Source organism: Enterobacter sp. SECR19-1250, assembly GCF_013391025.1.
In the GTDB taxonomy this organism is placed as follows: domain Bacteria; phylum Pseudomonadota; class Gammaproteobacteria; order Enterobacterales; family Enterobacteriaceae; genus Enterobacter; species Enterobacter cloacae.
Genome location: NZ_JACASJ010000029.1, coordinates 1 through 21055, shown reverse-complemented (window position 1 = coordinate 21055; position 21055 = coordinate 1). Strand labels below are relative to the sequence as shown.

The 21055-nt window shown below is 55.4% G+C and carries 16 protein-coding genes and 2 pseudogenes; 6 read left to right on the top strand and 12 right to left on the bottom strand.

Annotated features, from left to right (window positions below):
* From HX884_RS09965 to HX884_RS09930, 8 genes and pseudogenes are all read right to left on the bottom strand, one after another.
* Positions 1 to 288 carry a VF530 family DNA-binding protein gene (locus HX884_RS09965; RefSeq protein WP_023619621.1) on the bottom strand — a complete coding sequence of 96 codons (288 nt, stop codon included), beginning with the start codon at positions 286 to 288 and terminating at the stop codon, positions 1 to 3.
* Positions 289 to 381: 93 nt separating this feature from the next.
* Positions 382 to 2553 (bottom strand): glycoside hydrolase family 2 TIM barrel-domain containing protein, encoded by a 2172-nt coding sequence (locus tag HX884_RS09960; protein WP_178328086.1) that lies wholly within the window; start codon positions 2551 to 2553, stop codon positions 382 to 384.
* A pseudogene (locus HX884_RS09955) lies at positions 2543 to 5217 on the bottom strand (response regulator). The gene HX884_RS09960 and the pseudogene HX884_RS09955 overlap by 11 nt, the downstream one beginning before the upstream one ends.
* An 11-nt stretch (positions 5218 to 5228) precedes the next feature.
* Positions 5229 to 5654: a hypothetical protein gene (locus tag HX884_RS09950; RefSeq protein WP_045294136.1), complete on the bottom strand. Its 426-nt coding sequence runs from the start codon at positions 5652 to 5654 to the stop codon at positions 5229 to 5231.
* Positions 5651 to 7045: a DUF3131 domain-containing protein gene (locus HX884_RS09945; protein WP_178328072.1), complete on the bottom strand. Its 1395-nt coding sequence runs from the start codon at positions 7043 to 7045 to the stop codon at positions 5651 to 5653. Before HX884_RS09945 ends, HX884_RS09950 begins: the two co-directional genes overlap by 4 nt.
* A complete protein-coding gene (locus HX884_RS09940; protein WP_249166343.1) occupies positions 7030 to 8532 on the bottom strand; it encodes a DUF3131 domain-containing protein in 1503 nt (500 codons plus the stop codon). The genes HX884_RS09945 and HX884_RS09940 overlap by 16 nt, the downstream gene beginning before the upstream one ends.
* 41 nt (positions 8533 to 8573) lie before the next feature.
* Entirely contained in the window at positions 8574 to 9905 is a 1332-nt protein-coding gene (locus tag HX884_RS09935) for a DUF3131 domain-containing protein (protein ID WP_178328070.1), read from the bottom strand.
* Positions 9902 to 11719, bottom strand: a complete 1818-nt coding sequence (locus HX884_RS09930; RefSeq protein ID WP_178328069.1) for a glycosyltransferase — start codon at positions 11717 to 11719, stop codon at positions 9902 to 9904. Before HX884_RS09930 ends, HX884_RS09935 begins: the two co-directional genes overlap by 4 nt.
* Before the next feature lie 280 nt (positions 11720 to 11999).
* Here HX884_RS09930 and opgC point away from each other — a divergent pair, with 280 nt between their 5' ends.
* Genes opgC through HX884_RS09905 form a run of 5 tightly spaced genes read left to right on the top strand, consistent with a single transcriptional unit; the run spans position 12000 to position 16105 of the window.
* The gene (opgC, locus tag HX884_RS09925; protein ID WP_178328085.1) at positions 12000 to 13217 is read left to right on the top strand and encodes an OpgC domain-containing protein; all 1218 of its coding nucleotides are present in this window, start codon (positions 12000 to 12002) and stop codon (positions 13215 to 13217) included.
* An 11-nt stretch (positions 13218 to 13228) separates the two neighbouring features.
* Positions 13229 to 14128 carry a hypothetical protein gene (locus tag HX884_RS09920; RefSeq protein ID WP_045294355.1) on the top strand — a complete coding sequence of 300 codons (900 nt, stop codon included), beginning with the start codon at positions 13229 to 13231 and terminating at the stop codon, positions 14126 to 14128.
* Between the two features lie 8 nt (positions 14129 to 14136).
* A complete protein-coding gene (locus HX884_RS09915; RefSeq protein WP_178328068.1) occupies positions 14137 to 15357 on the top strand; it encodes a PP2C family protein-serine/threonine phosphatase in 1221 nt (406 codons plus the stop codon).
* The gene (locus HX884_RS09910) at positions 15341 to 15679 is read left to right on the top strand and encodes an STAS domain-containing protein (RefSeq protein ID WP_178328067.1); all 339 of its coding nucleotides are present in this window, start codon (positions 15341 to 15343) and stop codon (positions 15677 to 15679) included. The genes HX884_RS09915 and HX884_RS09910 overlap by 17 nt, the downstream gene beginning before the upstream one ends.
* The gene (locus tag HX884_RS09905; RefSeq protein ID WP_045294122.1) at positions 15680 to 16105 is read left to right on the top strand and encodes an ATP-binding protein; all 426 of its coding nucleotides are present in this window, start codon (positions 15680 to 15682) and stop codon (positions 16103 to 16105) included.
* Positions 16106 to 16132: 27 nt separating this feature from the next.
* Here HX884_RS09905 and HX884_RS09900 read toward each other — a convergent pair whose 3' ends face one another.
* Positions 16133 to 17623, bottom strand: a complete 1491-nt coding sequence (locus HX884_RS09900) for a UbiD family decarboxylase (protein ID WP_178328066.1) — start codon at positions 17621 to 17623, stop codon at positions 16133 to 16135.
* 115 nt (positions 17624 to 17738) lie between these two features.
* Here HX884_RS09900 and HX884_RS09895 point away from each other — a divergent pair, with 115 nt between their 5' ends.
* Positions 17739 to 18623: a LysR substrate-binding domain-containing protein gene (locus tag HX884_RS09895; RefSeq protein ID WP_178328065.1), complete on the top strand. Its 885-nt coding sequence runs from the start codon at positions 17739 to 17741 to the stop codon at positions 18621 to 18623.
* Here HX884_RS09895 and HX884_RS09890 read toward each other — a convergent pair.
* The 3 genes and pseudogenes from HX884_RS09890 to HX884_RS09880 form a co-directional block, all read right to left on the bottom strand.
* Complete coding sequence (locus tag HX884_RS09890; RefSeq protein WP_013096566.1) at positions 18614 to 19525, bottom strand: LysR family transcriptional regulator; 912 nt, start codon at positions 19523 to 19525, stop codon at positions 18614 to 18616. The two genes, HX884_RS09895 and HX884_RS09890, sit on opposite strands and share 10 nt — an antisense overlap.
* Before the next feature lie 15 nt (positions 19526 to 19540).
* Complete coding sequence (locus HX884_RS09885; protein WP_178328064.1) at positions 19541 to 20527, bottom strand: MBL fold metallo-hydrolase; 987 nt, start codon at positions 20525 to 20527, stop codon at positions 19541 to 19543.
* A 142-nt stretch (positions 20528 to 20669) separates the two neighbouring features.
* Positions 20670 to 21002, bottom strand: a pseudogene (locus tag HX884_RS09880) (HAD family acid phosphatase); the annotation flags it as partial.
* Between the last annotated feature and the right edge of the window lie 53 nt (positions 21003 to 21055).

Genomic DNA, 21055 nt, shown 5'->3' with positions numbered 1-21055 from the left:
TTAGCTCTTGGTTATCCGACTATTGGCCCAGGGGTTAAAGGCGGGCGCCTCGCGTTCAGCGGTCCCGTTATCATTGAGGGAATCAAGATACAGGGCCTCGACCTCCGCGCGTGCCCAGGGGGTACGGCGCAGGAATTTCAGGCTCGACTTCACGCTTGGGTCATTTCTGAAACAGTTAATTTTGATTCGATCGCCCAACTCGCGCCAGCCATATCGCGCCACCAGGGCATTGACCATCATCTCCAGCGTAACGCCATGCAAAGGATCTTTGGAAATATGTGCAGTCATAGGCGTCCGGTGTCTCGATTTTCAGGGGATTGGGGTAAACGCTGAAAGGGTACAAGAAAGCAGGGGAAGCGGCAATTTTCCTTTTCCCCTCGCTCACTTTATGACGGATTCTGTTCTCTGATTATCTCCGACGGTTTTCCCCGCTTTGTTTTTGATCGTGAATCTGATCAACACCGCGTCCTGACCCACGGGTGTGACCGTAAGCGTTTTTACCATTTTTCCGGAGTCTGCGGCGATCGTCATTGTCATCGTGCCCTTTGCCAGCACCTTATCGCGCTGGGTAACACGCCATATCAGACGGCATTCATTGCACGGTTTCCAGGTGTCATTGATTGCCCAAAGACGCAGGGTCGCCGCTGCGCCGGACATCCACTGCGCAGTGACCGGCTCAATGGAGGGCAGGATGGGCTGATACGCGCGTTTTAATGCGAAATACCCGGCTTTAGGTTTGCGCAAATAGTCCACCACCCCCCAGTTGATAGAGGGCCAGGTTTCTACAAACATGAAATGGAACAGTGCCGTTACCGGCTGGTATCGCTGTCTACGATAGCTCTCTGCCGCCGTGGCCACCAGTTGTGACTGATAGGCCTGCGTATTGTGGATCATCTGTTTAATGTTATTGCCGCGCGCGATGCCGGCAAACTTAAAGGTCTGGAACGGCTGAAAATTATGGTATTTCCAGAGCGTCCAGCCGGGGTCGTCGTCGGCGGTCGTTTTAGGCCACAGATGTGATGCCGGGATAATGGTTTTTAGCGTGGACAGGCGGGGAAGGGCCTGTGCACCGAACTCGGTAATGATACCCGTTTTGGCCGGGGCAAGCAGATCGCGTACAGTACCGAAATACCATCCCGCCCAGTAATGCTCCTCCACGGCGGAAAAACGATGCACAATGCGGGAGGTATCTTCGGCAAGCGTATCCGCGACTTTTTGCGTGAGGTCGCGATTAAGGTTTTTGTTCCAGTCCGGGAAGCGTTTTTCCATCCAGGGTGAATTCCAGGGCGGTTCGTTATGACCGCCCCAGACGATGATGGCGGGAGAATTACCGAACTGTTCGATCATCTCGCGAGTCTGGCGAACCGCATTTTTCGTAAAGGCCTCGCTGTTGTCGTAGCCCCACTGCAGCGGAACATCCTGCCAGATTAGCATTCCCATCTCATCGGCAACCTCATAAAGCGCGCGACCCGCCACGTGTCCGTGTACGCGTATGGCGTTGGCGTTCATGGCCTTAACCAGACGAAGATCGCGACGGTATTTCTCGCGCGTCATGGTGCTGAGCCACGGGGAGCCGATGTAATTGCTGCCCTTAATAAACAGGCGTTTATCGTTAATAAGCCAGCCTGTGTTACCCGGCTGTTCTACTATCTTGCGCAGTCCGGTGCGGGTGACAGCCGTATCCATTAACCCGGTTTTATCGCGTAATGAGGCGCGAACCGTATACAGGTGTGGCTTCCCTGTGCCGACCGGCCACCAGAGTTTTGCCCCCGTCATGGGCAGCGTAACCTGCACGGAATGGGCGTTGCTTTTGAGGGTGACCGGAAAGTCAGCCTCAAAGCGTTTACCGTTGAAGTTGGCGGGGGTTGCGGTAAGCCGCACGGTAGCGCGTTCCGACTGGAGGGCGCGATAGCGTATCTCAGCCTTTAACGCCGGATGCGTCAGTCCCTGCGTCCAGTCGGGGCGCAGAATAATGTCATCAATGGTGGCTCCCCGGCTAAGATGCAGTCTGACCGGTGCCCAGATGCCGCCAGAGTTCGCATCCTGACCTTCAGGTGACCACGCCCCGCCTGGACGAGTGTCATGCTGATTAAGAATCCCCTTCATGGCGGTTTTATGCAGAGGCCAGACCGTCTGCGGATCTTCGAAGGGGCTATCAACCCTAATTATAAGCTGGTTGTGACGTTGTAACGCGCCGGTGGCATCCAGCGAAAAGCGCTGGAAATAACCCTCATGCTGGCCCAGTGACTGGCCGTTTAATGTGACATCGGCCAGGTAGTCGACACCGTCAAACACCAGGGTGGTCATGATATCGGGCGGTTGAGCGGGGAGGGTAAAAGCGTGGCGATACCACAACGCCCCCTGATGATCGTACCCGGCGCTATACCAGTTGGCAGGTACGTTCAGTTTACGCCAGCCTGCCCCGGCAGGCCGGGGGTTATCGTTGGCGTCCTGAACCTGCCATACACCCGCAAGAGACCAGCTTATCGGTACTGAAGTTGCCATCACCGAGGGGGTCAACAATGCAAAAAGCAGCGTGCAGTTACGAATCATGAATAACATTTACCCCACGATTGGCGAGCCAGGCCATCAGGCGCCGTGATTCCTTATGAAGTTTGGCATTCAGCATCGCAAGCTGTTGCGTCTCCAGCGTATGCGCTTCGCTCTCCAGCACCTGCAGTTGCTGTGCGAGACTCCGGAAGTCCAGCGTGACGGCTTCGCCGCGCAGTTTATGGGCCGCACGGCGCAGCGTTTCACGGTCATCGCGGTCGATAGCCCGGGAGATGGCTTTCACGGCCCCATCCAGTTCTTCACCAAACAGGGTCAGAAGTTCCTGGACCAGGGCGGGATCGTCAGCGCACTGGTTCAGCAGGCGAGCTTCATCGGGAAAGTCCAGTGAATCTTCGCGCTGAAGAACGCTGGCAATCTCTTCAGCAAGACGTTCCTGGCTGATGGGTTTGGCAATATAGCCATCGAATCCCATATTGAGACAACGCTCTTTATCCCCCTGCATAGCGTGTGCGGTCATGGCGACGGTTGGCTGAGCAGGGCCGGGTAGGGTCTGTTCCTCTTCCCGAAGCCGTCGAATGGCGGTTTCACCGTCCATTTCGGGCATCTGAAGGTCGATCAACAAAACGTCCCATTCTCCCGAACGCCAGCGTTCAAGCAGAGTGAGTCTATTGTCGACGATCTGACAGCTATGGCCGAGGCGTTCAAGCAGCCGTGCTGCCACCTTCTGATTGACCAGATTATCTTCAGCCAGCAGGATGCGTAGCCCCTTACGACCCGATGACGCGACTGGCACGGGGAGGGCTTCACTCATTAGCTTCGGCAACCGCTCAAAGGCTGCGGCAATGGCCTGATGCAACTCGTCCTGCGCGATGGGTTTATGCAGATAGTGTTTGATACCAATCCGTTTCAGCATATTGCTGTCAAAATGTCGGCTCATGGAGCTCAGCATGATGATATGACTCTCCGCCGTCTGCGGCAGAACTGAAAGCTCCAGCGCCAGAGAAACTCCGTCCATTTCAGGCATTTGCGCGTCCAGCAGTATTAACGGCCAGGCGGGCCCCGCTTTAACCCGATGTATCGCCTCGCTGGCTTTATTGACGCAGGTGGGTTTCAGCCCCATCTGGCTGAGCATTGCGGCCAACAATCGCAGATTCGTTTGGTTATCATCGACCACAAGCACCGGCTCCCCGCTAAACCGTTTGCTGTACGGCCGTTCTTCCGTGGCCAGAGGCTGCGTCGCCAGCGGTAGCACGAATGTAAACTCGCTGCCTTTACCCGGTTCGCTGGTCACGGTTAACTTACCCCCCATCGCCGCAACCAGCCGCGCAGAGATAGTCAATCCAAGCCCCGTACCTCCATAGCGACGAGTTGTTGAATTGTCCGCCTGGCTGAAGGCTTCGAAAATGGCATTCTGTTTATCCGCCGGTATACCAATACCGCTGTCACGCACCCGAAAACGCCAGCGATGCTCGCCATCTTCCGGCTCAATAATCAGGATGACTTCCCCCTGGTGGGTAAATTTGAGCGCATTCCCCAGCAGATTGGTGAGGATCTGACGTAGCCGTGCGCCATCCACCAGCAGTACGTCGGGAACGTCAGGCGCTATATCAACCAGAAGCTCAATCCCTTTTTCACTGGCACCCGGCATGTGCGGACGAATAAGCGACTGAATAAAGGGGCGCACGGAAACCGGCTCTGTCTCCAGTTCCACTTTGCCGGCTTCGATACGCGAGAAATCAAGAATGTCGTTAATGATGTGCAGCAAAGACTGGGCAGAACTCATCACCAGCGTAAGGTAATCACGCTGATCGGCGTCAAGAGGGGTATCAAGGCACAGTTGCGTCATGCCAATAATGCCGTTCATAGGCGTGCGAATTTCATGACTCATATTGGCTAAAAATGCACTTTTCGCCTCATTCGCCTTTCTGGCCTCCCGGGCGGCATTGATCGCCAGTATTTCGGCCTCTTTACGCCGGGTAATATCCTGTAGTGTACCAATGACCCGCTCAGCGTTGCCCCCGATGGAGAGTGTCACCACCTGGCCGGACAACAGCATCCAGCGTAACCCTTCTGTGGGGTGATGAACGCGGATTTCACATTCGAAGACCGGACGGTGGTCCTGTTTTGAGGCCTGCAGTGCCTTGCGCAGCGCAGCGCGATCGTCCTCATGAACCTGATTGAGCAAAAACGCACCGGATAATGCCACCGCATGCGTGACTGACCGAGCATGGACAGCAGCGTGTCGTTCACCTGTAAAGTGTCACCAGAAACCTGCCAGTCCCAAATTCCGATATGAATGGATTCCGCCGTCAGCAGAAAATCGTCATGTAGCCGGTGGCGCGACCGCTGCGCTTCGTCAAGCTCCGTGATATCACTATGCAGACTGACGATACTGCCATCCGCAAGCCGCTGATGTTGAACAAAAATGCGTCGTTGACCGGCCTGTCTGACTTCACAATGTTTATCCTGCCGACAGTTGCGAACGATGGATTCACGCAGCGTTTGACGAAGGCCTGGATCGACGTTGTAAACAGCCTCAATGAAACGTTCTGCCAACTCTTCAAGAGGCGTACCTGCTTTCAGCCACGGAGTGATGACCGGATAAAACAGGGCAACGCTGTGATTCCAGGCCACCAGGTGTTCATTGCGGTCATAAATCATGACCGCAGCCGGGAGCGCGTTAAGATCATAGTTAAATGAAGGCATTGTCATGCTCCTTACGCCCGGTAATGCAGTTCTGCCTGTCGGCGCAGGTATTCCAGCCCGGGCGCAATAGCCATCGCCCATGCCGTCAGGATCTCATCGTCGCATTGCGGATCGCGCAGGCTCACCGTGTTGAGCATCGCTTCCCGCCAGAGGGCAAAAAAACGCGGCGGAAGGTGCAAGCCGTCATCGCTTTGCTCCCGCGCCAGGCGCTCAAGAAAATCCGGCACAATCAGGGCGCCATCTACCGCCAGCATGGCGAAGAAACTTTTAAACAGGGTTTGCTGGCCTTCCTGATCCGGCAGACGGGCAAAATGTGCTTCCGTCTCAGGTGACATATGCACGAAAGCGTCGTAGAACGTCTCGAAAAACGCCGTTTTTTCATTATCCGGGAAGACGCGGTTCAGGCTGGATTCAAACAGATCGCGGTAGAATTTCACGGCGTCCTCCTTATGGCGTTTTCACCCGGCAGACAACGTCCCGGGGGGGCATATTCATCTGCCAGACGGTGGGTAAAGTAGCTCTCTTTCCTTGACTGGCGGGTATCAAAGAGAGGCCCGGCGTTATGCTTAAAGAAAAGGGCTTCCAGCACCATGGCATTGGTGGAGAGGGTGAGGGCAGCATTGGTATCGCCCGTGGCTTCAAGGCGGCCTTCATACCAACCTCTTTGCGGATCGTTAAGGTGTTTTGTGACTGACATCAGCACGTCGGTGTAAGGGGTATCCCACAAGGCCCACAGCGTAAAGACCGCTTTGGTCGACACCTGCGCGAACCGGGTGTAGTCCCGGCCATCATCGCCTATTGAGTTCCAGGCATAACCATTTCCCCAGACGGTATCCTGTATATGCCAGGGGGTCTGTGAGAGCGCGAAATCAGCACGCGCTGTCAGGATTTTATCGATCTCCCAGCGGGTCTTCTGACTCAGCCAGACGTTTTCTGCTTGCTTACGCAGACGCTTTTGTCGTTCGGCCGTCACGCCATCGGGTTCCCAGCCAAACTCCAGACCTGGCAACATGTAGGGAAGAGTGGTAATCAGGGAGGGCTGCCACGTGGTGCGCGGATCGCGGGCATCCACGGCCAGCCGCCGCTGCGCGATGATGACGTGATGTACCGGCGGCGTAAACGCCTTCTCCGCTGAAAATCCCCACAGATGAAACGCCGTCGCGGCATATTCGCTTTCGCCCAGACGCAGCTCCTCACGCACCACCGGCTGGCCATTCTGCAGGGAAGATGACCACAGTTCGCCCTCGTTATCGATGACCGGACAGAAATTCCACCGCAGAATGATTTTGTCCAGATACTCACCATATTGCGGCTCACGCTCTGCAGTGAGGCGCAGAGCGAGCATCAGGCGAGCCATGTCCCGGGCAGACCAACCCTGTCTGACCGGGTTGCCGCTAACATCGATAAGCGTTGCTGTCTGGCTGGAATAGAGCCGCCCTGGTGTACGGGTATCGGTCAGCATCAGACGGTTGAGTGTCCCCATCAGTCGGGTTAAGCGGGCGTCATACTCGGCATCCTGAATCAACCCCAGCTCTTTTGCTGAGAGCAGCGCGATAAGTGTATCGCCCATTTGCCAGAGCGTGACGCGCGGCTGTTTGTCGCTTCCGTTGACCAGCCCGGTTTGTGGCTGGGTATTGTTGACGAAATAGCGCCAGGCAATTGCCGCCCATTTCTGCTCTTCCGGCGTCAGGGTGGCGAGGCGAGCAGTGGAGTGCCAGCCACCGTTTATCAGCCAGCGCCAGCCAGCCCCCTGATGGCCAAACAGGGCAAAAACCGCTACGCCTGCGAGGAGTAATCCCGCGAGCCCTCTGGCTAAGGTTTTAAGCATTGCGCAGTCACCGGAGGCAGTTTAACAGGCTCGTCCGCGCTGCAGGATGCGCACTGACAAGCCTGACAGGCGGGTTTGGTGCGCAGCGTGACGCCGGTCCGGTCGCACCAGCTTTTTACTGCCGGTGTGCTGGTAAGGAACGGTCGGCTACGCAGCGCGTTGTTCTCTTCAAACTGATCCAGCAGCTTTTGATCCCACAGTGACGGGGCAAAATCCTTGCTCTTCGGGTTGTCGGTATTGAAGGCCAACAGTTTTCCCTCTTTTTTGAATAACAACGCCTCCAGCATGATGCCGTTATTGTTCGCGGTGAACTCTTTGATCGGCCCGTCACCATTTTCATACAGTCCTTCGTAGTAGCCTTTTCCCTCTTCGTTTGCATTCTCAATGGTATTCAGCAGGCGGTCCGTGTAGGGCGAGTTCCACAATACCCACATCCCCAGCGCCGCTTTCAGTGAAATCGCGGCAGCGCCAGGGACGAACTGGCCTTTATCGGTGATGGTGTTCCAGTTAAAACCATCGCTGAATACGGTGTCATAGACGAAATATGGGGGTTTATCGAGCTGGTGTTCAGAGCGGGCAGTGAGGACGCCGGTGATGGTATAGCGGTTCTCCTGTGCCTGATAAACGCGGTCGGCAAAGTTCTTCATCCATGTCAGGGAGTAGTCGCGGGGCGCGTTATCCCGGTCGGTCGGTTTATCGAAGCCGAACTCCAGCCCGTAAAGCAGGTAAGACTCCGTCACAACATAGTTATGTTGAGATGTGTTACGCGGGTCGCGTGTATCATAGGGAACGAGTACGCAGTAAATTTCGGCCAGCTCATAAGGCTGCGGGCGACTGGCTTTACAGGTATTAAAACCCCACAGCTTGAAACCCGCCGCGCCGTACTCTTCATAGCCCAGTCGACCTTCCTGAACATATTTGGGCTGGCCATTTTCCAGATAGGCACCATACAGGGTACCGCAGGGATCAATCACATGGCTGAAATCCCATCCCAGTACCACGTTATCTATGCTGTTGCCATATTCCGGGTAACGCTCTTTGATAATTTTCAGCCAGACCAGCATCCGTCCGATATCCAGGGCCGAGAAGCCAATTTCACCGGGCTTGTTGGTATAGTCCACTTTCTGGCCGCTGATGGTGTTATACGATTTGTTTGGCAGCTCGTTGCGGAACAGCACCAGCGTGTTTAGCGTGGCGAGAAACTTCAGCATTCTGCGATCGAATTCTGCTTTATCAATGATCCCCAGTTCACGCGCCGCCGTCATGGCAGCCAGATAGGATGCGCTGTCCCACATCGTGGTAGAGGGATATTTATTGACCGCATTCACCAGGCCCGTCGTGGGCTGATAATTCGCCACAAAATACTGCCAGGCATTTTTCGCAATGGTCATCTCTCTGACCGTCAGCTCTCCACTTCGCGGGGCGTAATTCGATGCTGGCAGCCCGGTTTCCGCACGCACGGTCGATAATGCCAGCCAGCAGATCATTATTCCCGTCAGCAGGTGAAAGAAGATCAGGGATCGTGGCTTCATGGCGTTGCTCCTGCAGAAGTGGATGGCCGTGGGGCCGTGTAGAGACAGGCCAGACAGAGCATCTGGCCATGCGCGATATAAGACAGGCTTTCCAGCACAATGGCATTGGTATCCGCATCTACGACGGAATTAACGCTATTGTTGAGATTTAATCCTCTTTGCCAGCCTTTGCCCGGCACCTGAAGCGACTCTACCTGCTGGCGCAGCGCTTCACTCCAGCTATTACGAAACAGGGCATACCAGGCAAACGCAGAACGGGTTGAGGTAATGGCTACCTTCTCCGGTGCTTCGTCGCGCAAGGCGCGTGCCTGTACTGGCTGTCTGTCTGGCAGGTCGGTAACATAATCCGGTGCCGGTTCGGCATAATCCGTGCTGACAGGCGGTTTTGGTGTACGGAGGTGGTGGCGACGCTGCTGAATTTGCATAATTCGCCACGCGATTTCCGCGCTCTGGGCATCAAAACCCAGCTCAAGACCGGTTAACAGATAGGGCAGGCTGATCAGAGAGGTCTGCTTGCCCCAGGGCGTACGTAACCCTTCATCGGGGACCATGATGCCATCCAGGTCGATCATCTTTTGCCCTTCAGGCGGGTTGGTGACCGCGAGGCCCGCTGCACTGTCAATCAAACGCAGGGTATGGCTGGCATAGAGTCGATAGCCAAAGCTGTCCCGCTGTTCATCGGCAGTCAGCGTCCAGTGATGAAGCGGCACGGCCGCCTGGCTTTGTGTGTTATTTTCAATCAGCGAGCCGGTACGCCAGTGGCTAAACACATCACCAACTGCCGCGGCGTGCTGAGGGTAGCGCCACAGGAGAGTCTGAAGTGCCGTCAGCAGGCGGCTGAGCCCTATGGGCGAGGCGTCTGATTTGCCGAGGATCTTCAGCGTGTCCGCATGATAATAGGCGGCTGGGAGCCCTTTATCATTGAGCGGTAGCGCCCCCAGCGTGAACAGGGCGGCGCCGATCCGCTCGTCAAACTCGTCGGTGGTAATAATATTGAGTTGCTGTGCAGCGATGGTCGCAAAGAGATAGCTTCCCACGCTCCAGAGGCTTAGCCATGGCTCACCGTCGTTGGCGTTCGCCAGCCCGTTTGGCTGGGTATTATTCACGTAATACTGCCATGCCACCCGCGCCCAGATGGCTTCGTTATAGGTCAGTTCGCGTGTCGCAGGCAGTGGAGGGAAATCTTTACTGAGCGCAATGCCGCCGCTGCTTTCCACACGCGAAGGCATTTGTTTCTCAACCCACACCACAATGGCAAAACCGAGCAGGAACCCCAGCAAAATTGTCAAATAACTGCGCGCAGAAAGCAGGGCATCGCGTCGTCTCATTGGCTGACCTCTCCCTCTTCAGCTGGCGTCCACATGGCCGCGAAAATCAGAGGGAGCATGGCGGCGATATTGACCGTCCCCCAGAAAATATTGATGACGTAACCAGATGGGTCGTCAACCTGGCCGCGAGCGACCTGGATTCCTCCCCAGAGAAGCCCCGCCAGGGTCAGTACCACGATGGCAATCTGCGGCTTCACCAGATAGAGAAAACGGCCGGTTTGCCTCTCTTTCGGCGTAACATGAAACTTGATTTGTTCGCCTCGCAGCACGGTGTTGAGCGCGCGCAGATTCATGGAAAAGAAGGAGAGGTAAGAGGCCCTGCCGTCCCAGGCCGAAATCCCCCAGGTGCCGAACATAAAGGCCAGCTCAGAGAGGATAAAAAAGGGCAGAAAGTGGAGATAGAACGGCGTCGACCAGGCTGAAACCGGTGGAATGCCGGTGAACAGGTAAATGATGGGCGAAATCAAAAACACCGTGTTCCACACGCAGGCCAGATAAGACCAGAAGGTTGTGGCGTACATCAGCGTCTGAGGGAGAGAAAGCTTAAAGCGGCGGCGACTGAAGATATTGTCATGGAACAAAATATCCAGCGAACCGGCGGCATACTTAAAGCGCTGGATCATCCAGGTCAGCATATCCTGCGGGGAGAGCATTTTCGATTCAACGCGCGGGTGCATGACCGAACGCCAGCGTCTTGCGGCATCACCGTGCAACAAAATTGAGGTATAGATATCTTCCGATACGTGGAATTTGTAGGGCGTTAATTCGGTGTCAAATGCAACGTGCGGACGCATCGCATTCTGCAAGGCTTCCCGCGTTTCTTCGTCACGGATATCCCGGGTATGGCGATGGATCTCCTCTTCAACAGACCAGGCATAGCTTCTCAGTGCGGCCTGCATTACGGCCTCACGGCGATGAATGGAGGCCGCTCCACAGCAGAATGCCGCATTGGCCCAGTTGCGGCGTCGCAGGATCACGTCATAGAACATGCGCGGGTCGTTGAAAAACGGATCGCGGCCAAGGGTCACCGGGCCAACCAGCTTCTGGATCGCCCAGCCCAGGCCATAGCCAACTTTCCCTGCTTTACGGTGTCCCCAGTGTGACAAATTTTCGCCTTCCGGCAGGTCGAAGAACCATTGGGGGGTCTGTACCCAGGCGACATCGGGGTCGCGAAAATAGCCGAGCGTATGGCTGAGAAGAGTAGGGAAGACCCGGGTATCGGCATCGCAAATAACAATGAAGTCGCCGTCGGTTTGCTCAAGGCCGTTGCGCAGATTGCCGGCCTTAAAGCCGATGTTAGTCTGGCGACTGATGTAATTGACGCCTTCCTCTTCGCAGACGGCTTTCATCTCCGGGCGGCGGCCGTCATCAAGCACGTGGATCCGGTAGTCAATCGGGAAAGGGTAATCCATCTTCAGCGCATCCTGAATGGAGAGCCGTACCAGCTCGGTGTCTTCGGAATAGGTTGCGATGAATAAATCCACTTTAACAGGACGCGGTTCCGTGGCCTCCTCGGACGACAGGCAGGCGTTAATATCGCTGGGAGGGGGACTTTGCGGTGGATCCTCTTCTTTCCACAAATTGATGGTAAACAGCACGGTTCCGATCCATGCCAGGGTTTCGGCGAGGACCAGCGGAATGGCATACCACAAGGCATCGGTATTCAGGGAGGCGGTCCAGCGCCAGTAAATATAATTTGCGCCCAGTATGAGCGCCGCGACCGCTAACACCTGCCAGGTCATCATGACCCAACGTGGCGTTTTTAACGGTTCCGGAGGTTGACGATGTTCAAAACGGGAAAAATAAAAATCCATAGATCCGGCTTTCCTGATTCCGTGAAAATGCAGCCCCATTCTGCGGCGCAGACAGTTACCCGAAGGCCAAAGAAAAAGCGATTGAACGAAATTTAAGGTAAGTGTAGAACGCCGAATAAAAGTGTCCAGCCATGCCCATGAGTAATATTTAGTATGGGTTAATTGGATGTAAATTTTGCTTAATACATTTTCTCTGCCAGGGAGAAATTGCGGTTACTATTTCTATAGGCTATCTACTTTATTTAGAACTTTATTTTCGCTTCCTGGTAAAGGACACCCTATGAGCCATATTGCGCCGTTGCTCGCGCAAGAAGATAATTCAAAATCAACAACATGGCGGTATGCCGTTGCAGGTGCACGAGACCTGAGAATCGACTTTATGCGCGGTATTGCCCTCGTCATGATGGTCGTGGCACATACGGAAGTGATGTCGGTATTTAATATATTTTCCTGGGAGCGTTTCGGATTAACCACCGGCGCAGAGGGTTTTGTGATTCTCTCAGGATTTATGTTGGGCATGCTCAACCGTGCTCGCCTGCAAAAAGTGGTATTACTTACGGTGTCATGGGGGCTTTATCTCCGGGCGTGGAAAATATATCGTGTAAATATCATTATCATAGTGTCATTTATTCTTCTGGCATGGGTTCCCAATATTACTCTTTTCGAGGTTACCCATTTTACCGATCGCTTTTCGGGTGAAAGTTGGTCGCTTTATCCGGTGACACCGCAAATAAAAGAGACCTGGTTCAATATCATTCTCTATTTGCAGATTGGCCCCCATCAGACTCAAATTCTTGGGCTATATATCTTTTTATTGCTCTTTAGCCCTCTGTTTTTAGGGATGTTGCAGAAAGGGAAGGTCTGGTGGCTGCTGGGGCTGTCGCTGCTGGTGTACAGCCTGTGGCAGCGTTGGCCGCTGCGGCTGACGCCAGCGGAATTCGAATTCGCTTTTCCGCTGCTGGCCTGGCAGTTCATTTTCGTGCTGGGCATGGCGTGCGGCTGGTACAAAGCCGAATTACTCTCTTTTGCCCGCACGCCGGCAGGTAAAGTGGTGATGGTTGCGCTGGTGATGGTATCACTTGTTCTGGGGTTTGTTGCGCAGAACCATACCAACCCGTTTATGCCGCCTGCGCTGCTGTTGCATGTGATTCCACCTGACACCTTCAACACGTTTTATCACACCTGGGCGGCAAAAAATGGGCTGGGTCCGGTGCGGGTATTAAACGATATCGCGCTGATGGTTACCGTCTATCTGGTGCTGACCTGGTGGTGGGTGCCGCTCAACAAAATGTTCGGATGGTTTCTCATTCCGTTAGGCCAGCACTCGCTTTATACCTTTATTTTGCATGTGTACGTGGTGTTGCTGGTGAGTCAGTTCATTACGTTCGATTTATGGCGTCACGCCTGGACAGAAAACACGTTAGTGCATGCTGCGGCACTAGGCATACTGTGGCTCATGGCGAAATATAACGTCGCCGCACGCTGGATACCTAACTAAGGATGGCGGTTATGCGCGAGAAATGGCTTCTGGCGGGCGTGCTGCTCGCCGCAACATCTTCCGCAGATGCGGCACAAAGTAATGAAAATGACACCCTGCGCGATAAAAACGGCGAACCGGTACAGGCTGGCGTATTTACCAGTCGATGGGGGCGCCTGTTTTCGGGTAATGACAAAAAATTCTCAGGTGCCCTGAGTTTCAGTTCGGGGCTGAAAGAGCAGTGGATGAGCATTCCAAACAGCTCAGACAGCGCCACACAAAAGCGAAAAATTAACCAGACGCTGAATCTCAGCCTGCAGTATTCGCCCTATAGCTTCTGGTTTGCCAACATTACCTCCCGGCTGCCGGTCAGGGATACCAGTCGCTACACCGCAGATTTTCGTTACAGTTTTGGCTATGACGACTGGCATGCTAATACGGTTAGCCTTGTGTACAGCAACTACGGTGATAATCACTTCTGGACGCCTGGTAGCCGACGACATACCTACTTCGAGCAGGGGGCGGTGACTCTCGCCTATAAGTTTTCCTTACCGAAGCCGATAGAAAAATCGCTTCTGATCAACAAAGGCGACTCTATTATCTGCCAGGCAGGGTACAGTTGGGTCCCACGTTACTATGACCTTAGCAGCGATGACATTCGCAAAAATAAAAATGTATTCCTCGGCGGCTGCGGTTACACCTTTAAACAGCATTTCTTTATTCGGGCAACGGCATTCTGGTTCCCCGACAGCAGTCAGCAACAACCCTGGAACGGCGATTACAGCTACAGCTTTGGTTATGCAGGCTATACGCCGGGTTCGTTCTCCGTCCAGTACGCGAACTACTCGGGGACACGCTACCCGGGCCACAGTAACGGGAATGCTAAGTTCCGCGAAGGCACCGTCAGCCTTATCTGGTTCTTACCGCTATAGGGGGATGCATGTCAGCGCTGCACGTTTTAATCGTTGAAGATTCGCTGATTTATCGTCGCTTACTCTCCCGGATGCTCACCCAGTGGGGCTACATCGTGAGCGAGGCGGAGAATGGCGTCGCCGCGCTGGAGATATTGGCCAGCGAGCCCGTCAGCATGGTGATAAGCGACTGGGAAATGCCCGTGATGGACGGGCTGGCTCTGTGCAAGGCGATCCGTAGCCGCGAATGGGGTCACTACGTTTACGTCATCCTGTTAACGGCGCGCGAGAACACGGGCGATTTGACGCAGGGTTTTCATGCCGGGGCCGATGATTTTTTGAGTAAGCCCGTCGAGCAGGCAGAGCTACGAGCACGGTTACACGCAGGAGGGCGCATTTTGACGCTGGAAGCGACGCTCGCCGCGCACAATAAGCGTCTGAGCGAGGCCTTACACCAGCTTGAACAGGATCTTGAGCTGGCGGCGCGTGTCCAGCACTCCGTGCTGCCTTCGCACCGCTTACGTTATGGCAATTACTTTTCCGACTGGCTTTTCTTACCCTCAGCCTGGGTCTCGGGCGACGTCTTTAATATTTTTGCGCTCGACTCCCATCTGGGTTTTTATTGCGTCGATGTTTCCGGTCACGGCGTAGGCGCGGCGATGATGTCCCTCGCGGTTGCGCGCCAGTTTTTACATGGCCGGGTGGTGGACCGGTTCTTGTTTACCGAAGCGGGCGGGGTTCAGTCTCCCGCTGAGGTGATCAGAATTCTGAATAGCCGGTTTTGCAGTGAAGAGAACGACATCACCAGCTATTTCACCATTATCTACGGGGTAATCGATCCTGCAACGGGTCAGGGATTGTTGTGTCAGGCAGGGCATCCTACCCCCGTAATTGTGAATGCAGACAGTGCCGTCACCGCCGTGGGTGACGGCGGACCGCCTGTAGGGCTGATCCCCGATCTCAGCTGGGACGATGTGGCGTTTATCCTCAATCCAGGGGATCGCTTATGCTTATTCAGTGACGGGATCACGGAATGTGAGAATGTCGAGGGCGAGCAGTTTGGCCCGCAACGTCTCCAGCGCTGGCTTCATCAGCACGCCCGTTTGCCTGTTGATGAACTGTTATCACAGTTTGGTCAACACCTGACCGACTGGCGTAACGCACATCGCGATGAACCGACCGCCTTAACTGACGATGTTTCACTATTAGTAATTGAGCGGCAGGGAGAACAGAATGATGATGAACACTGAACGATTACCGCATGCCAACGTACTTACGCCGGCGGTCCGGCGGCTGGATGCCTCCGTTGCGGCAGCGTTTAAAGCCACTGTGACGGAAGAAATTGGCAGCGATCGTAAAGCCCTGATTGTCGACTTTAGCAAAGTAGATTTCATCGACAGCAGCGGGCTGGGGATGCTGGTGTCGTTGTTCAAGTTGATGAATGGCAAAGGCGAAATGGCGCTATGCTCCCTGAACCCAGGGATCATGAATATGTTCACTCTGACCCGGATGGATCGCATATTTCGCATCTATCCGGATAAAAGCACCGCGCTTGCGCAGCTGGGGCATTAAATGCAGACGCCGGAGCAGGCAGAATTTCCGGCGGTGCTCGGCTCGCTGACGCCGCTGGCAAGCTGGCTGGAAGAGAGGCTATGCGCGCTTACCGTTGATGATGAATGGCGTTTCGCGCTCGATCTTGCCGTCTGTGAAGTGGCGACGAATATCATCCGGCATGCGTTGCATGAGGATCCCTCAAGCGCATTCCGCGTGCGGTTCGACATCCGCGACAGCGACGTCTGCCTTATCTTTACCGACGCAGGTGAGGCGTTCCCGCAGGAGCGGCTTGATGCCGCCAGACGAGACCGATTTTGTGAAACATCGCCATTGCTGGAGAGCGGCAGAGGGTTGATGCTGATTTTGCTGAGCGTCGATCGTTTTACGGTGGAGCGCGTGGCGGGTGAGAATATCGCCACGCTTGAAAAGAAAATAAGCGTATGACCCGATGACCATACGCGTGCTGTGGGACTATTGCTTATTCGTCGCAAACAGCTCCGGCGCCCACGGTGTGGGATCAACCTCCATGAACGGCGCCCGTTCAAACCGCGCCTTCAGCGCCCACGGCACCGTGCAGTCGAAGATAGTCTTGCAGGAAATGCCATTTCCACGGATCGAGGTGCTGTAGTCCGGCGACTGCGACGGATCCAGCTGGTGGCCGCGGATCCCCGGAAGCGTGGTAATGCTCACATCGCCCTGCATGCGGGTGGTCATTGCCCACAGGATATCGTCGCTGTCGAAGATATCCACGTCTTCATCCACGAGGATAATGTTTTTCAGCTCGGAATAGGTGGCCAGGGCGATAAGTGCCGCCTGGCCCTGACGACCTTCGTCTGACGGCTGGCGTTTTTTCACCTGTAAAATGCCGAGAAATTTACCGCCTCCGGCGGTGTGGGCGTAAACGTTTTGCAGAAAGCCGGGAATGGCCTCTTCGACCGCGTTGCGAATGCTGGCCTCGGTCGGCAAACCGGCAAGCGTGGTGTGCTCTTCGCCCGGGCCCACCAGCGTCTGCAGGATCGCGTGGTTTCGCATCGTCACGGCTTTCACTTTGATCACCGGCAGAGACGGATTCGCCTCGCCGCAGTAGCCCGGGAACTCCGGCATGGCGTGGCCGGTGTTGGTGTGCTGATCTTCTCTTACGCGCACGCCGGGAAGCAGTTCGCCCTCGATGATGATTTCCGCCCGCGCGATCGCTTTCTCTTTTACCGCCACGCCCTGTACCAGCTCCACCGGTTGCTGGCGTAATGCCCCGGCGACGCCAAGCTCGTTGTAACCGAATGGCGTGGTTGGCGCTTCGAAACAGGCCCCAATGTAGATAGCCGGGTCAAGTCCCATATTGATGGTTACCGGCAGCGGTTTGCCCGCCGCTTCGGCCTTCTTGCGAAAAACTTCGATATGGCGACCGGCGGCAAGGAACATAGAGAGTTCATCTCGCTCCTGCACACAGAGACGGTGAATGGTCACATCGGTCAGCGAGGTATCTTCCGGATCGCTTGCCAGTACCAGCCCCAGACAGAAGAACGGGCCTGCATCAATCGGCGTGTTGGTCGGAGCCGGAAGCAGCTTACGCAGGTCAAAGTCCGGATCGTCGGCGTAAAAGACCTGTTCCTGGCACGGTGCCTGCGAGGCCGGAACCACCACCGGTGCAACGGGGTTTTTCACCGCCTGACCAACGTGCTGCGCCAGCTTCGAGGGTTCACAACCCAGCAGAAGCGCCGCTCTTTCCCGGCTGGCGTGCATACCTACCAGGATGCGGGAGCCGGGGTAGCCCTTCACGCTATTGAACATCATGGCCGGGCCCGTGCGAGTGGGGCGTTTTACGGTACCGCCCGCGCCGATATGGCGGTAGACGCCCGCCAGTTCAGCATTGGGATCTACCGGGTGATCGGTTTCGATATAGTGACCTGGATGGCGTTGCAGCAACGCGATGGCGCTTCTGAGATCGTTAATGGGGTTTTGCATGTTTTTCTCCCTTAATGGCTGACCTCCATTGTTGGGCGAACGACAGATATCATCAATTGCATCATTGATGCTATTTTGATAAGCATTTTATTATCAATTTTCGCGGGACTTCATCATGCAATTTCGTCTGATGCGTAATTTTCTGGTGGTGGCAGAAGAGCTCCATATGCACCGCGCCGCGGAGCGTCTGAATATGGCGCAACCTGCACTGAGCCAGCAGATTAAAGCGCTGGAGGCGCGTCTGGGCGTCACACTGTTTAGCCGGGCACATCGTCGCTTAACCCTGACGCCTGCCGGAGACGCGTTTCTGGTCAAAGCCCGGCTGGCAATTGCGATGACCGAGCAGGCCGTGCTGGACGCCAGACAAACCGCCCGTGGCGAACAGGGGGTGTTGAATCTGGGATGTGTATCAAGTGCGATGTTCGACGGTAAGCTGCCTGCAACGCTGCGCCAGCTGCACGAGAACTGGCCCGCAATTGCCATTTCGCTGATGACCGGGAACGTGCAGACGCTTTACGAAGCCGTGCAGACCAACCAGCTTGACGTGGCGATTATCCGGGCTCCGTTGCCTGCGTTACCTGACGATCTGCAATCTCGCCCCTTTACCTCAGAGAAAACGGTGCTGGCACTGCCTCGCCAACACCCCCTGGCCACGTCATCCGCACTGACACTTTCATCCATGAAGGACGAAAAGTGGATCTCGCTGCGCGATCCGCAAGGCATGGGGCTGGAACAATATTTCTATGACGCCTGTAACGGTGCGGGTTTCCAGCCGGAGGTGGTGCAGAATGCCACCGACGTGCCCACCGTCATCAGTCTTGTCGCGGCGGGATTTGGCATTGCGCTCTTGCCCGCCTCAGCAAGGGCGGTGTGCGTCGGGAATGTGGTTTACGTCGACATTATTGATCGGCTCAGGGAGAGCGAGCTGACGCTGGTTTGTCACCGAATCATTCGTTCTGAAGTCTTAAAAAAATTCCTCACCACCGTTGCTCAGGGTTGACGCCCGGCGGCCAGCAGCAGTTGTTCGCGCAGCCAGGCGTTCGCCGTGTCCTGACTGTTTTTAGGATGCCAGAACATGCTGATGGCGATCGGCTGGAGTGGCAGCGGGGGCGGGAAAATATCGAGCGTGGTGGCGAACTGCTGCAACATGCGTCCCGGTAAGGTGCAAATCAGGTCAGTCCCCGCCACCAGAGGCGGTGCCATGGCATAGCTTTGCGTGGACATCACCACGTTGCGCTGATATCCCAGCCCGGCCAGCGTCTGGTCGACAAAGCCGGTAAATGGATCGCCCTGGGAGGAGACCACCAGATGAGAGAGGGCGCAATACTGCGCCAGATCCAGCGGCCCCGTACCGCGAGGATGCCCTTTGCGCTGGGCGGTGGCAAACGCGTCTTCAAACAGTTTGCGTCTGACCCAGCCGTCGTGCGCGCCCGCACTCACGCCGATGTAAATATCAACGTCTCCGCTTTCCAGCTGCTGGGGCAGGTTCACCCACTCCGGCAGGGCGAAACGCAGGCGGATCCCCGGCGCTTCACGTCTGATGTGATTCAGCAGTTCAGCCCCAAGCATCAGGGCCGGGTTTTCATGCAGGGCAATGACGAACGTGCGATTGCTCTCGCGGGGGTTAAACCCGGTGGGGGCAAGCATCGCGCTGATGCCACGCAGAACGGCCGCGACCTGAGGCCTCAGCGCCTCGGCTCGGGGTGTGGGCAACACCCCACGTCCATGTGGGGAAGGGATAAACAACGGCTCGCCAAAAATGGCACGCAGGCGCGAAAGACGGGCTGACAGCGCGGGCTGGCTGACCCCCAGACGTGCGGCGGCGTGCGTGATGTTCCGGTCGGTGAGCAGTGCATCCAACGTCAATATCAGGTCAATATCCAGGTCTGAAAATGGCGTCATGTTGTTTTCCGTTGTTTATTTAGCTGTGCTGGCGTCCCGGTTGGTATAGGTAACGGGAACCCAGGCATAGCCCGCGCGTTCGCCTTTGGTGACATAACCGATACCGGGGAACGGCAGGTGTGGCGCGGCAACCAGATCTCTGTTTTTGACAAAGTCGTCAAAGGCCTGCTTGCGCACACGGGCTGCTCCGTCCTGATCTTCATCGTAGGCGATGGTCACATCAGGCTGCGGGAACTGTACCGCAGCGACGTGGATAATGTCGCCCACGAAGGTAATTTTCTCGCCTTTACTTTCCAGCGTATAGAAGGCCGAGCCCGGTGTATGGCCGGGGTGAACCGTTCCGGTAATACCCGGCAGCAGCGCTGATGTACCGGTAAACGGCACCACTTTGCCGGCATCAAGATACGGTTTTAAGGTCTTCTGTGCCACGTCAAAGTAGTTCTGATCGTAACCGGTTTTTTTCTGATTCTCTTCATTGAAGAAAAAGTCGATATCCGGTTTCCCCACGAACACGCGGGCGTTGGTAAATACCGCCTTACCGTCCTTTATCAGGCCACCGGAATGATCGGAATGCGCGTGCGTCAGTAAGATTTCCGTGATGTCCTGCGGTTTGATCCCCTGCGTTGCCAGGCTCTCGATTAAACGCCCGCCGTTGCCCGGACCAAAAAGCTGGCCGGAACCGGTATCGACCAGAATTTTGTGTCCCGGCAGCGCAATCAGAAAGGCGTTAATGGAGACCTCAACCGGGTTCGCCTGGAAATTTTTCGCCAGTAACGCATCGGATTTTTGCTCTGTGGTCCGGCGCAATAGCGTGTGCAGATCCTGCGCGACGCTGCCGTCCGTAAACGACGTAACCAGCACGTCGCCCACCTGAACGCTGTAACCGCCCGCCGGTTGTTTCACCACGTGCTGAGGCGTCTCTGCCAGGGAGTGCAGCGCAGGGTAGAAGAGCAGTGAACTGGTGATGAGCGTAGAGAGGGCAAGTTTCTTGACAGTAAGCATGATGATCTCCTTTAGAAAGTCCTCATCTTACTTATGCATCAAAATTTAAGAACCCGCTCAACAGTGATAGGACCTATAAATGGGATGGATAGCTCAGTGGGGTGGCCGGGCAACGGCAATACCGTGCCCGGCGGGCAGATTGTTACGGCTTCCAGCTGTCCGGCGTGGCTTTAGACCATGAGCCATAAGCGGCATTAGGCAGCACAATCCAGTCATTGCCAAAATGCTCTGCGCTTGCCTCAACCAGCTCGCGCTGCTGCTCACTCGGTTTTTTGTTTTTAAACTGCACGGCGAAATCCGGCAGACTGTCGCCAAACAACATAATGATCTGTTGCTTTTTAAGGATGCTCAGGCGGCGCTCTTCTTTACTCACCGTATCCAGAAGCACGCTGTCGTCCGAGACCTGCGGCAGGCCAAGGGATTTTAACGTGTTGATGGTATCTGCTTTATTTTCCTGCATGCGGTCAGAGACATAGGGAAGGTGCGAATAAGCAGGTCATTTCTTCCCAAGCTGACTCGCTGATTAAA